Consider the following 11968-nt stretch of genomic DNA (forward strand, 5'->3'; position numbering starts at 1 on the left):
CGGGGCGAGGGCCGGGATCGCGTACGCGAGACTTCCGTCGAGCGCCTCGCCGGTGTGTCCCGCTCCCTCGACGATGTGAGTGAGCACCGTGAATCCGGCCGCCTGGGCCACCTGGGAGTTCGCGAGCTGACCCGGACCGTAGGTGGTGTCGAGACCGCCCCACGTGAAGATGGCGGTGTGCCCGGCGTACGTGCCGGCGGGCGCGGCGCCCATGATCACCGAGGGCTTGTTCGCCTGGAAGGCGGCGGCATCGCCCCCGTAGGCATCCGCCACCGTCTGTGCGACATGCTCGGACCCCGGGAATTCGTTGCCCATCACATCGAGGACCTGCCCCCACGTCTGGGGGTACTTCGTGCCGTACAGCAGAGCGCACGACCCCCCGTTCGAGAAGCCGCCGATCGTCCAGTACCGGTGATCCTTCACGATGTTGAGGTTCTGTTCGGACCACTGCGGGACCAGCTGATTGACGTAGGTTGCGACGGCGCCGAAGGTCGCGGAGTCGACGCACGCGGGGTCGCGGTCGGGGGCGGTGAGCTGATCGACGACGATCGCGATCGGCGCGAGCCCGTTGTTCTTCGCCGCGAACGCGTCCAGCGCCTTCGCGAGAGCCGTCGGATCCGGCGAGCCGGGCTGGCCCATCATGAACACCAGAAGGGGCAGTGCCGGGGGGTTCGCCACCTGAGCCGCGGGCGGGAGGTACAGCGACGCATCGCGGGCGGCGTACGGGCCCGTGGGGATCCTGGTGCTCCCGGTCAGGGCGCTCACCGTGCCCGTCGCCGGCATGTCGGCCGGGGGCTCCCACCGCTGGAACAGGGTCGCGGGATCTCCCTCGGCGGCGCTCTGCGGCGGGAGGGAGGCGGGATCGAGAGCTTGGACGCCGAGAATGGCGGCGAGGTTGTGCGTCACACCGTAGGCGGCGTTCACGCCCAGCGCCGCGGCCGACAGCGAGGCGAGCACGGTGAGGACGCCGACGAGTCGCCGTCCCCAGGGCCGTCGACAGATGCCGACGACCCCGACCGCAGCCACGGCGATGCCGCCGGCGGCCCAGAGAGCCGCGCCCGCAGGCAGGGGGCCCTGGAAGACGTCGAGCGATTCGAGCACGGCTGACACGACGTACATCGCGATCCCGGCGCCCAGGCCGATGAGGATCGTCCGGAGGACCCGGCGCGGCGGCCACACGAGGACCGCGCACGCGGAGAGGGCGGCGACGACGGCGCAGACCAGGAGCATCGGCGAGTCGATGAGTTCGAAGCCGAGCACGAAGCGGGTCATCGCCGGCCTCCCCAGGCCGTCCTCGCGAGCGCGACGATCTCCCGACTCGACGCGTCGGGCAGGTAGGCGCGTCCCACCGCCGCCCCGATGGCGGGCAGGTGCAGCGGATCGCGGTAGGCGAGGCTGAGCTCGCGGTAGCGCGGCCGGAACTTGCCCTTGAACCGGAAGAGCGACGCGAATCCGTACGCGGGCTCGAGCACCTCGGCGAGCCATCGCAGGAGCGCGCGCAGGGCGGACGGGTCGCCGTCGGTGGGAGCGTCGGGTGCCTCGGCGAGCGGCGCGCCCGAGAGGCTCAGGACCGCCGCGCCCTCCTCCTGCAGTTGCAGGGCCGCCTTGGCGATGAGGAACTCCATCATGCCGTTGGGCCCATCGGTGCGGCGACGCATGAAGTCGAGCGTCCATCCGGTCACCTCGCCGTCGGTCCAGGTCGGCATCCAGCTGGTGACCGCCTCGATCCGCCCGTCCGGGTCGACGGCCAGCAGCAGCCGGACATCGCGGTCGCGCAGTTCGTCGAGGGAACCGAGGGTGAACCCCATCTCGGGGAGGGCCCGATCGGCGACCCATTCTTCGTCGATCGCGACGACCTGCGACATCTGCGAGACGGTGAGCTCGTGCCAGCGCACCCAGACCGCGGTGTAGCCCTCGCGCTCGGCGCGGGCGAGGGGCTGGCGGACCTTCTGCCACGCCTTCCCCGCGAAGGTCAGTCCCGGCAGGTCCATCACGGTCTCCACCCCCACGGGGATGTTCCGCCACCCGAGGGTCTCGAGATCCGCGGCGGTGTCGCTGTGGACGCTGTAGAAGGCCGGCATCCATCCGTGCTCGACGCAGAAGTCCGAGAACGCCCGGAGGGCCTCGGGGCGGCGTCCCGCGGGTGCCACGGGGTCGGCAACGGCGAGCGCGACGTCACCGACCAGCCGGTACGCGACCGCGCACTCGCGGTCGTCCGAGTACCAGTGGCGGTTGCCCTCCCACGTCCCGAGGAATCCGAGGGTGTCGCTCCCCCGCCGCAGCAGGTCGCGGTACAGACGCGCGTCCCCCGGATCGGGTCGCTGCACCCGGCGGAACAGCCACAGGATGGCCGCGACCACGATCGCCCAGAAGAGCACACCGACCCACTGGTAGGCGAAGAGGGCGGGTCCGTGGTGCGGGAACATCGCCGCGCCCGCCGGATTCGTGTATGCCGGCGGGAGGAAGCGGCGCAGGGTGAGCAGGACAAGATCCACCACGGACGGGTCGCGGTCGAACGACCGACGCCCGAGGGCCTCGATGGCGAAGAAGGTCGTCGCGCACGCGACGAAGGCGACCCCGACGACCACGCCGACCGTCCGGGCCGCGCGCCGCGTGGCCCGGACGGGGAAGCGGCCGCGCGTGAAGACCAGGACCACCGCGAGCGCCGATGGGATGACCACGGTCGCCACCGCCCACAGCGCGTACTCGGCGCCGCTGCCGTCGACCCACGGGTCGATCCGCAGCCGGCCGTCCCACAGCGAGATGACGGGGATGACGGCGGATGCCAGCAGCGTGAGCACCGCCAGCACCCACGCCGCGCGCCGCCCGAGCCGCAGGCCCCACGCGGCCACGAGCATCAGCACGAGAGGCGTCACCGCCAACAGACCCGGACCGAGACCGCGTGTCATCAGGAGCGCGAGCTGCTCGTCGCACACCGCGGACGACACCCGCGCGCACCGTGAGAGCAGTTCGTCGTCGTACTGGGTGTACGCGTCGACGACGAGCGAGAGCGGACCGCGCCCCCCGCCGCTGATGAGTGCGACGAGAGGTCCGCTGCCCACGACCGCCACGAGGAGGGCCAGCAGCGTCCGGGTCTCGCGCGCGGAGCTGCGGTGCCAGGGACGCCGCTCGCGTCCGCGTGCGAGCACCTCGCCGGCGGCGAGACCGATGACGGCGGCGCTCACGCGGTACCAGGAGTCGGCGTCGCCGGCGTAGAGCGCGAAGAGCGCGAGGGTCGCGAAGCCGACGAGACGGATGCGGCGACGCCACAGGGTCGGGGCGACAGCCGAGGCCGCCAGGACGGCTCCCGCGATCGGGGTCGTCGGGTCGAGCACGGGCACCTCGGCCGCCACGACCGGGCGCAGGTCGGTCAGGGTCCATGCCACGGCGTGGAGCCCGATGCCGGTGATCAGCCCCGCGAGTCCCAGGGCGCCGAGAAGCACCGCCGTGCGACGCGAGCCCAGCAGCCGCTCCGCGTACGCCAGCACCGAGATCGCCAGCGCCACCGACACCGCGGCATCCACCGGGGAGTCCGGGATGACGAGGGCCGTCACAAGAGTCCACCACCGGCCCGCCGCGAACGTGGCGAGAGGCCCGGCTCCCCAGGTCGAGGCGTCCTCGCCCCACAGCGTGCCGGTGAGGGCCGCGCAGGTGAGGATGACGACGGCGAACGCGACCGACACGGGGTGCGTCGTCACGAATCGGCGCGCGGCGCGGCCGATCGTCCGCAGCCGTTCCCGGGTACGCCAGGGGCGCCGCGGAGCGGAAGGGGCGGCGGACGCGTCGGACATCGCCGGGATGCTACTCCCTGACGCTATGGGCGGAGGTCAGTACCAGATGTCGAGCAACGGCGCGGCGGCCGGCGCGAACGCCCCGTCGATGGCGCCCAGGTGTTCGGCCGCGCCCTGGACGAGCCCCGCCGCGGCGAGTTCCGTGGCCCGCACACCCCCGAGGAGGAGCGACGCGAGGGATCCCACCGGCATCCGCACATCCGGTTCGGTCTCTTCCCTCGCCACGGATGCGTCGCCCGCGGCGTCGATGCGGACCCGCCACGAACCGTGTGCGAAGCCGAGCGCATCGTCGATCCCGAACACGAGGTCGAGCTCTCCGGCGTAGGAGCGGGATGCCAGCGCCCCCGGCACGTCGAGAACGCGGAGCCAATGGTGGTCGGTGAGCGTCGCGGTGACCGCCCGCCGGTCGGAGACCATCCACTGCACGGGCGGGACCGCGGGCTGCAGCTCGGCCGTGACCTTGCCCACGAGGTCGTGCTCGAGCGCGAAACGCCAGAGCGCCGCGAGCGCTTCGTCGCCGTCCGCGAAGAGGGCGCGCACCTGCAGTTCGTGGGCGGTGTACTCCTCGCGCTCCGCGATCGTGTAGACCAGGATGCCGCGCTCCACCCCCGCGGGATCGCGGTAGGCCACGGCGCGGACCTTCTTCGCATCCGGAGCCTCGGGGATGAGGCCGGCGATGCCGCGCCACCGGCTGTCCCAGCCGGGGACCGCGCCGGGACGACGGACGCGCAGGCGCTCGTGGACGGCGGACAAGCGCTCGGGAAGGCTCTCGCGGGGGACGAAATCAAGGCGCCCGGGCGCGGTCGGACCGGTCCAGCGCGCACGGCGCGTGTCGACGGCGACGCTCGACGCCCACGCGGCGGGCGAGAAGCCCCAGCGACCGTAGATCGTGGCCTCGGTGACGGTGAGGCCCGCGAGGGCGTATCCCGCCGCCGCCGCCGTGCGCAGCTCGCCGGTGAGCATCGCGGTGGCGATGCCGCGGCGGCGGTGCGTGGGGGCGACGGTCACGGCACTGATCGACCAGAGCGGGGTGGTGCGCCCGGGCGACACCGTCAGCTCGCTGACCCACGAATCGATCGTGGCCACGGGGGCATCGGGCTGCTCGCCGGCGCGGTCGAACACGCCCGTGAGCCGCCGGGTCCGCAGCGCCGTCCGGGCGGTCTCGATCTGTTCGGGCGTGGGTTCCTCACCGAGGAACCCGCGCGTGACCGAGGTCAGAAACGACGGGAAGCCGTCGCCGTCGGCGTCGACGAGGGCGTACTCGAGGCCGGTCCGGGCCAGCGCCGCCGAGGATTCGGCATCCAGGGGAAGGGTCGAGGTGTGCGAGGGGGCCATGGACCCCAGCCTACGGACGCGCGTGCCCCGCGCGAGCGACCATCAGTGCGTCGCCTGGACCGACCGCAACCGTGCGAGCACCTGATCGCGCAGCTCATCCGGGGCCGTCTCCTTGCACGCGCGCGCCACGACCTCGGTCAGCGTGCGCGCGATGAGCGCCTCGTCCTGGCATCCGGGGCAGTTCTCGAGGTGCTCGCGGATGTCGTTGTGCTCCGTCTTGCACACCTCGTTGCGAAGGTACTCCTCCAGATCACGCCGAGCCTTGTCGCAGCCGCAGTCGCTCATTTCTTCACTCCCGTCGCGGCCTGAATGCCGCGCTCCTTCGCGTAGTCCGACAGCAGGTCACGCAGCAGCCGCCTGCCGCGGTGCAGGCGGCTCATGACCGTGCCGATCGGGGTCTTCATGATGTCGGCGATCTCCTGGTAGGCGAAGCCCTCGACGTCGGCGAGGTACACCGCCAGCCGGAAATCTTCGGGGATCGACTGCAGCGCGTCCTTCACGACGGACGCGGGCATGTGGTCGATCGCTTCGGCCTCGGCCGAACGGGCGCTCGTGGCCGTGGTGGACTCGGCCCCGCCGAGCTGCCAGTCCTCGAGGTCGTCGATGGCGCTCTGATACGGCTCGCGCTGCTTCTTGCGGTACGTGTTGATGTACGTGTTCGTCAGAATGCGGTAGAGCCACGCCTTGAGGTTGGTGCCCTGCGTGAACGTCGACCAGGAGCCGAAGGCCTTGACGAAGGTCTCCTGCACGAGATCGGCCGCGTCGGCCGGGTTGCGCGTCATGCGCATCGCCGCCGCATAGAGCTGGTCCATGAAGGGCAGCGCCTGCTCTTCGAACTGCGCGCGAGGCTCCGTCGCATCTGCCGTGTCGTCCATCAACGGCAAGTCTACGTCGGGCGCCTGTTCGACCCGGAGCGGCCGTGGACGCTGGAGAAGTGCGGTCACGTGTCATCCCCCTTTCAGTAGGGTAGAAACCGATGAGCGACCACGGGTATTCCCCTCTTTCCGCGACCGCCGCGCCGCGCGGCGACTGGGCCGCGCCCGTCGCCGGAACCCCGGTGGATGCCACCGTCACCGTGCCCGGATCCAAGTCCCTCACCAACCGCGAACTCGTGCTGGCCGCCCTCGCCGACGGTCCGGGGATGCTGCACGCGCCCCTGCACTCCGACGATTCCGCGCGCATGGTCGAGGCGCTGCGCACACTCGGCGTCGGCATCGAGGAGATCGACGAGGGCTCCCCGTTCGGGCCGGATCTGCTGGTGACCCCGCCGGCGTCGTTCCGGGGCGGAACGACCGTCGACTGCGGCCAGGCCGGCACCGTCATGCGCTTCGTCACCCCGGTCGCCGGCTTCGCACGCGGGGACATCCTCGTCACGGCTCACGAGAGCGCGCTGCACCGCCCGATGGGGGCCATGGTCTCGGCTCTGCGGGAGGTGGGCGTCGACATCGACGACGGCGGGCGCTGGACACTCCCCTTCACGGTGCGCGGTCACGGCCACGTGCGCGGCGGCGAGGTCGAGATCGACGCCAGCCAGTCGAGCCAGTTCGTCTCCGGACTGCTGCTCGCGGCCCCGCGCTTCGACGTCGGGCTGCACCTTCGCCACGTCGGGTCGCGCCTGCCGAGCATCCCGCACATCGACATGACGGTCGAGGCACTGGCCCACCGGGGCGTGCACGTCGAGCGCCCCGCTCCGGGCGAGTGGATCGTGCCGGCCGGCCCGATCCGCGCCAAGGACATCGCCATCGAGCCCGATCTGTCCAACGCGGCGCCGTTCCTGGCGGCCGCCATGGTCACCGGCGGAACCGTGTCGGTCACGGGGTGGCCGGCGCACAGCACCCAGCCGGGAGCGCTGCTGCCCGAGATCCTCGGCGAGATGGGCGCGCGCGTCCACCGCCGCGGCGGCACGCTCACCGTGTCCGCGGGCGACGGCATCTACGGCGCCGAACTCGACCTGTCGGCGGCGGGGGAACTGGCACCGACCATCTTCGGCCTCGCGGCATTCGCCGACGGTCCGACCACGCTGCACGGCATCGGACACATCCGCGGCCACGAGACCGACCGCATCGCCGCCCTCGTCGGCAACCTCCGCTCGATCGGCGGAGAGGCTCACGAGCTCGAGGACGGCATCCGCATCGCCCCCACCGCGCTGCGCGGCGGGGAATGGAAGGCGCACCACGATCACCGCATGGCGACGACGGGCGCTCTCATCGGGCTCCGCGTGCCGGGCATCGTCATCGACGACATCGGCACCACCGCGAAGACCCTGCCGCAGTTCGCGGCCCTGTGGCAGACGATGCTGGGCACGGATGCCTCGGACTGACGCGTGAGCTGGCTCGACGACGGGGCCGACGACGACGAGCTCGAGTTCGACGAGTCGTCGGTCCGAGTCCGCCCGAATCCGAAAGCCAATCGGCCCCGCACCAAGCGCCGCCCCGCGCACGCCGACGCGCAGATCGCGCACGTCCTGGGCGTCGATCGCGGCCGCTACACGGTGCTGGTGGACGAGGACGGCCCGGAGGAACGCCGCGTCCTCGCGACCCGGGCGCGCGAGCTGCGCAAGCAGCCGATCGTCAACGGCGACCGGGCGCGCGTCGTGGGCGACCTGTCCGGGGCGGAGGGCACGCTCGGCCGCATCGTCGGCATCGAGGAGCGCACCTCGCTGCTCCGGCGCAGCGCCGACGACACCGACCAGGTCGAGCGCGTCATCGTGGCCAACGCCGACCAGATGCTGATCGTCGTCGCCGCAGCCGACCCCGAACCCCGCGAGCGACTCGTCGACCGGTACCTCGTCGCGGCGCTGGATGCCGGCATCCGTCCGTTGCTGGTCGTCACGAAGACAGACCTCGCCGACCCGAGCGAGTTCCTGTCGCACTTCGAGGGCGTCGATCTGCGCGTGTTCCGGAGTGGACACGAGGACATGCCGCTCGAGCGGATCGGCGCCGCCCTCGCGGGGCACTCGACGGTGTTCGTCGGTCACTCGGGCGTGGGGAAGTCCACGCTGGTCAACGCCCTCACCGGCTCGGAACGCGCGATCGGGCACGTCAACGAGGTCACGGGGCGCGGACGGCACACCTCGTCATCGGCGGTGTCGCTGCGCTACCGCGGACCGGCCGGGTCGGGCTGGGTCATCGACACCCCCGGTGTCCGCTCGTTCGGGCTCGGGCACGTCGATCCCGCGAACGTCCTCGCCGCCTTCACCGACCTCGCCGAGATCGCGGAAGAGTGCCCGCGCGGGTGCACGCACCTCCCGGATGCCCCCGACTGCGCGATCATCGAGGCCGTGGCATCCGGTCGGCTCGGGCCGGGCGCCGCGGCCCGCCTGGATTCGCTGCAACGGCTGCTCACGACGTTCCGGGCGATCGAGCGTTCTAGGCTGGAGGGGTGACGACCCTCGACGCCGGCCAGGCCGCTCCCGATTTCACCCTGCTCGACCAGGACGAGCACCCCGTCTCGCTCGGCGACTTCCGCGGTCGCCGCGTGATCGTCTACTTCTACCCCGCGGCGCAGACGCCCGGGTGCACCACGCAGGCGTGCGACTTCCGCGACAGCCTCGCGTCGTTGCAGGGGGCGGGGTACACCGTGCTCGGCGTCTCGCGCGACACCCCCGAGAAGCTGCGCGCGTTCCGTGACAGCGACGGCCTGACGTTCCCGCTGCTGAGCGACCCCGATCACGTCGTGCATGAGGCGTACGGCGCCTGGGGTGAGAAGCAGAACTACGGCAAGACCGTCACCGGCGTACTGCGCTCGACCTTCGTGATCGACGAAGAGGGCCGCATCGTCGAGGCGCAATACAACGTCAAGGCCACAGGCCACGTCGCGCGCCTGCGCAAGGCGCTCGGTCTCGCCACCGCCTGACCCGATTCGCGCGACGCTCAGGCGTCGTCGCGGCGACGCGGTGCGGCCGCGCGCACGGCGAGGACCAGCAGGATCAGGCCCACGACCGCCGGCGCCGCGATGAGCAGTGCCGTCTGGGGCGCTGCCCACTCCCCCGTCACCGCGCCGAGTGCCACCGACAGGATCAGCAACTGCGTGACGATGCCGCCCGACCGCCCGGCGGACACATCGCGCGCCGTGGCGACGGCGAATGCTCCGATCGCCGCGGCTCCGATCACGGTCAGGACGATCAGCGCGATCGAGCTGACGAGGGAGTCGGTATCGCCGCCGATGAGCGCGACCACCTGCCATCCGGCGAGCGCCACCACGCCGAGCGCCTCGAGTCCGAGGACGAATGCGGCCAGAAGACGAACCGGCATGACCCAAGTCCTTCCCGACGAGTGTTTCCCCAGCGTTGCAACCTGGAAACCTGCCGGTTACCTCTTGATCGGCCGGAAGCGCTGTGGGAGCATGGAAAAAGCCGTGTGCTCCCACAGCGACGTGGGGCGAGCAATCGCTCGCGTATCCCACCAGGGTACCGGACCCGAACCCCGGTGCCCGCCAACGAATATTTCTTTGCACTGAGGAGCACCCCTATGGATTGGCGCGACAAAGCAGCCTGCCTGACCGTCGACCCCGAACTGTTCTTCCCCGTGGGCAACACCGGCCCCGCGGTCGACCAGATCGAGAAGGCGAAGTCGGTCTGCGCGCGCTGCACCGTCACCGAGGTCTGCCTGCAGTACGCTCTCGAGTCCGGCCAGGACTCGGGCGTGTGGGGTGGCCTGTCCGAGGACGAGCGCCGGGCCCTGAAGCGCCGCGCCGCGCGCGCCCGCCGCGCCTCCTGACGACGCACCGCCGGCGAGAAGCCCATCCCTCCGGGGATGGGCTTCTCCCGTTTCCGGGCCCGGGTCGCCGACCCGGCGCCGACTCAGGCGTTGACGCGGTCGATGTAGCGCAGCGGGATCTCGATCGTGACCTCGGTGCCGTTGCCCATCAGCGTGTGCCAGTCGATCGTCCCGCCCAGTTCGCCCTGGATCAGCGTCCGCACGATCTGCGTGCCGAGACCCCGGCCGACCTGCCCCTCGGGGAGCCCCACGCCGGTGTCGCGCACGCGCACCTCGAGCATCTCGTCGCCGCGCTCGGCCGAGATCTCGACGTCGCCCTCTTGACCGGCGAGGCCGTGCTCGACGGCGTTGGTCACCAGCTCGGTGAGCGCCAGCGCCAGCGGCGTGGCGTACTCGCTCGGGAGCGTGCCGAAGCGGCCGGTGCTCCGCGTGCGTGCTCGGGTGTTGGGGGCGGCGGCGACCTCGGCGACGAGCTTGAGCACGCGTGCGAAGACGTCGTCGAAGTCGACGTTCTGCGCGAGGCCCTCCGACAGGGTGTCGTGGACCACCGCGATCGCCGACACGCGCCGCATCGCCTGCGTCAAGGCGTCCCGGGCTTCGTCGGAGTGCGTGCGGCGCGCCTGGATCCGCAGGAGGGATGCCACGGTCTGGAGGTTGTTCTTGACGCGGTGGTGGATCTCGCGGATCGTCGCGTCCTTGGTGATGAGCTCCTGCTCCTGGTGACGGATCTCGGTCACATCGCGGCTCAGGACGATCGCGCCGATGCGCGTACCGCGGTCGCGCAGCGGGATCGTCCGCAGCGACACCTGGACGCCGCGGGCCTCGATGTCGGCGCGCCACGGGGCGCGCCCGGTCACCACGATGGGAAGCGACTCGTCCACGTCCTGCCGCTTGGCGGGGAGGATCCGTTCGGTGACCTCGGCGAGGGACTCCCCCTCGAGCTCGTCGTCGAATCCCATGCGGTTGAAGGCCGAGAGCGCGTTCGGGCTCGCGAACGTGGTGATGCCGTCGACGTCCAAGCGGATGAGACCGTCGGAGGCGCGAGGCGCGCCTCGGCGCGGTGACGTCGGGGCCTTCAGGTCGGGGAACTCGCCCGAGGAGATCATGCCGAACAGATCGTCCGCACAGTCGTTGAAGGTGATCTGCTGTCGCGACGGCGTGCGCGTCTCCCCCAGGTTCGTGTGGCGCGTCAGAACGCCCACGGTCACCTCGGCCTGCCCGTCGCGGGCGAGGGTGCGCACGATCGGAACCGCTCGCACACGCGTCGGCGTCTCTTCGAACCAATCCGGGGATGCCGAATCGACGATGCGTCCGCTCTGGAACGCCTCGCGTACCTGCGTCCGCCATTGCGGTCGCACGCGGTCGCCGACGATGTCGCGGTAGAACAGGGTCGCGGCTCCGCCGGGTCGGGTGTGTGCGACCGCGACGAACGAGTCATCCGGCGTCGGAACCCAGATCACGATGTCCGCGAAAGCGAGATCCGCCAGCAGCTGACCGTCGCCGGCCAGTCGGTGCAGCCACTCGACATCGGCCTCGCTGGAGCGGCCCTGGGCGTAGACGAGTTCGCTGAGTGTCGACACCCTCTCACCCTACGGGCACCGGGTCCGGCGGGAACGCCGCTGCCCCGGGTGCGGGCACCCGGGGCAGCGACGATCGATGCTCAGGCCTGCGTCACGCCCACCACGTAGGTGGCCTGCGACGAGCCGTACGCGACGGCACCCGTGGTGGTACCGAAGGCACGCACCAGCACGATCGCGTTGGCGACGCCACCGACGATCGGCACGCTGGCGATCGTCGAGGTGACGAAGCCGTCCGCGTCGGGGTCGAACTCCAGCACGGCGGTGTTCGTGAGGCTCACCGTCACGACCGTCCCGTCATCGAGCGGGGTGCCGCCCTCCGTGACGTCGATCGACAGCGGGAACGAGTCGCCCACCTCGACCTCGGAGATGTCGTAGGCGCTGGCCGCGAGAGCCCCGGAGGCGGATGCCGAGGGCGCCGCGACCGCGACCGCGACGACCGGCACGCTCCAGGCGAGGGCCGTGGTGAAGGAGCGTCGCGTGACGCCCTGCGTGGGAATGGTGTTGTCCATGATCAGGTGTTCCGTTCTGAGAGGGAGTCGGTACC

At 71.5% G+C, this 11968-nt stretch carries 12 protein-coding genes; 4 read left to right on the forward strand and 8 right to left on the reverse strand.

Annotated features, from left to right (window positions below; all coding sequences use genetic code 11):
* The 5 genes from D8Y23_RS02470 to D8Y23_RS02490 all read right to left on the reverse strand — a co-directional run.
* Positions 1–1272: alpha/beta hydrolase (locus tag D8Y23_RS02470; protein ID WP_128216592.1), on the reverse strand; the 1272-nt coding region annotated here is incomplete at its 3' end.
* Positions 1269–3791: a bifunctional lysylphosphatidylglycerol flippase/synthetase MprF gene (locus D8Y23_RS02475; protein WP_128216593.1), complete on the reverse strand. Its 2523-nt coding sequence runs from the start codon at positions 3789–3791 to the stop codon at positions 1269–1271. The genes D8Y23_RS02475 and D8Y23_RS02470, both read right to left, overlap by 4 nt.
* 36 nt (positions 3792–3827) lie before the next feature.
* Positions 3828–5126: a GNAT family N-acetyltransferase gene (locus D8Y23_RS02480; protein ID WP_128216594.1), complete on the reverse strand. Its 1299-nt coding sequence runs from the start codon at positions 5124–5126 to the stop codon at positions 3828–3830.
* A 42-nt stretch (positions 5127–5168) separates the two neighbouring features.
* Positions 5169–5411 carry a zf-HC2 domain-containing protein gene (locus D8Y23_RS02485; RefSeq protein WP_128216595.1) on the reverse strand — a complete coding sequence of 81 codons (243 nt, stop codon included), beginning with the start codon at positions 5409–5411 and terminating at the stop codon, positions 5169–5171.
* The gene (locus D8Y23_RS02490; protein WP_128216596.1) at positions 5408–6001 is read right to left on the reverse strand and encodes a sigma-70 family RNA polymerase sigma factor; all 594 of its coding nucleotides are present in this window, start codon (positions 5999–6001) and stop codon (positions 5408–5410) included. The genes D8Y23_RS02485 and D8Y23_RS02490 overlap by 4 nt, the downstream gene beginning before the upstream one ends.
* 101 nt (positions 6002–6102) lie before the next feature.
* On the opposite strand from D8Y23_RS02490, the gene aroA reads away from it, so the two are divergent.
* Genes aroA through bcp form a run of 3 tightly spaced genes read left to right on the forward strand, consistent with a single transcriptional unit; the run spans position 6103 to position 8981 of the window.
* Positions 6103–7446 carry a 3-phosphoshikimate 1-carboxyvinyltransferase gene (gene aroA / locus D8Y23_RS02495; RefSeq protein WP_128216597.1) on the forward strand — a complete coding sequence of 448 codons (1344 nt, stop codon included), beginning with the start codon at positions 6103–6105 and terminating at the stop codon, positions 7444–7446.
* Between the two features lie 3 nt (positions 7447–7449).
* Positions 7450–8511 (forward strand): ribosome small subunit-dependent GTPase A, encoded by a 1062-nt coding sequence (gene rsgA, locus D8Y23_RS02500; RefSeq protein WP_128216598.1) that lies wholly within the window; start codon positions 7450–7452, stop codon positions 8509–8511.
* Positions 8508–8981, forward strand: a complete 474-nt coding sequence (gene bcp, locus D8Y23_RS02505) for a thioredoxin-dependent thiol peroxidase (protein ID WP_128216599.1) — start codon at positions 8508–8510, stop codon at positions 8979–8981. The genes rsgA and bcp overlap by 4 nt, the downstream gene beginning before the upstream one ends.
* Positions 8982–8998: 17 nt before the next feature.
* Here the strand turns inward: bcp and D8Y23_RS02510 are convergent, their stop codons facing one another.
* Complete coding sequence (locus D8Y23_RS02510; protein WP_128216600.1) at positions 8999–9379, reverse strand: histidine kinase; 381 nt, start codon at positions 9377–9379, stop codon at positions 8999–9001.
* A 216-nt stretch (positions 9380–9595) separates the two neighbouring features.
* Here D8Y23_RS02510 and D8Y23_RS02515 point away from each other — a divergent pair, with 216 nt between their 5' ends.
* Positions 9596–9844 (forward strand): WhiB family transcriptional regulator, encoded by a 249-nt coding sequence (locus D8Y23_RS02515; protein ID WP_013583608.1) that lies wholly within the window; start codon positions 9596–9598, stop codon positions 9842–9844.
* Between the two features lie 83 nt (positions 9845–9927).
* Here D8Y23_RS02515 and D8Y23_RS02520 read toward each other — a convergent pair whose 3' ends face one another.
* Positions 9928–11424, reverse strand: coding sequence for a sensor histidine kinase (locus tag D8Y23_RS02520; RefSeq protein WP_128216601.1), 1497 nt, complete (start codon positions 11422–11424; stop codon positions 9928–9930).
* A gap of 80 nt (positions 11425–11504) precedes the next feature.
* Positions 11505–11933, reverse strand: a complete 429-nt coding sequence (locus D8Y23_RS02525; RefSeq protein ID WP_128216602.1) for a hypothetical protein — start codon at positions 11931–11933, stop codon at positions 11505–11507.
* Between the last annotated feature and the right edge of the window lie 35 nt (positions 11934–11968).

This window comes from Microbacterium enclense (assembly GCF_004022425.1).
Classification (GTDB): Bacteria; Actinomycetota; Actinomycetes; order Actinomycetales; family Microbacteriaceae; genus Microbacterium; species Microbacterium enclense_A.

Bases quoted from the DNA above. Each gene is read 5' to 3' on its own strand.
- D8Y23_RS02475 (WP_128216593.1), bottom strand. From the start codon at position 3,791: ATGTCCGACGCGTCCGCCGCCCCTTCCGCTCCGCGGCGCCCCTGGCGT.
- D8Y23_RS02480 (WP_128216594.1), bottom strand. From the start codon at position 5,126: ATGGCCCCCTCGCACACCTCGACCCTTCCCCTGGATGCCGAATCCTCG.
- D8Y23_RS02485 (WP_128216595.1), bottom strand. From the start codon at position 5,411: ATGAGCGACTGCGGCTGCGACAAGGCTCGGCGTGATCTGGAGGAGTAC.
- D8Y23_RS02490 (WP_128216596.1), bottom strand. From the start codon at position 6,001: ATGGACGACACGGCAGATGCGACGGAGCCTCGCGCGCAGTTCGAAGAG.
- aroA (WP_128216597.1), top strand. From the start codon at position 6,103: ATGAGCGACCACGGGTATTCCCCTCTTTCCGCGACCGCCGCGCCGCGC.
- D8Y23_RS02510 (WP_128216600.1), bottom strand. From the start codon at position 9,379: ATGCCGGTTCGTCTTCTGGCCGCATTCGTCCTCGGACTCGAGGCGCTC.
- D8Y23_RS02515 (WP_013583608.1), top strand. From the start codon at position 9,596: ATGGATTGGCGCGACAAAGCAGCCTGCCTGACCGTCGACCCCGAACTG.
- D8Y23_RS02525 (WP_128216602.1), bottom strand. From the start codon at position 11,933: ATGGACAACACCATTCCCACGCAGGGCGTCACGCGACGCTCCTTCACC.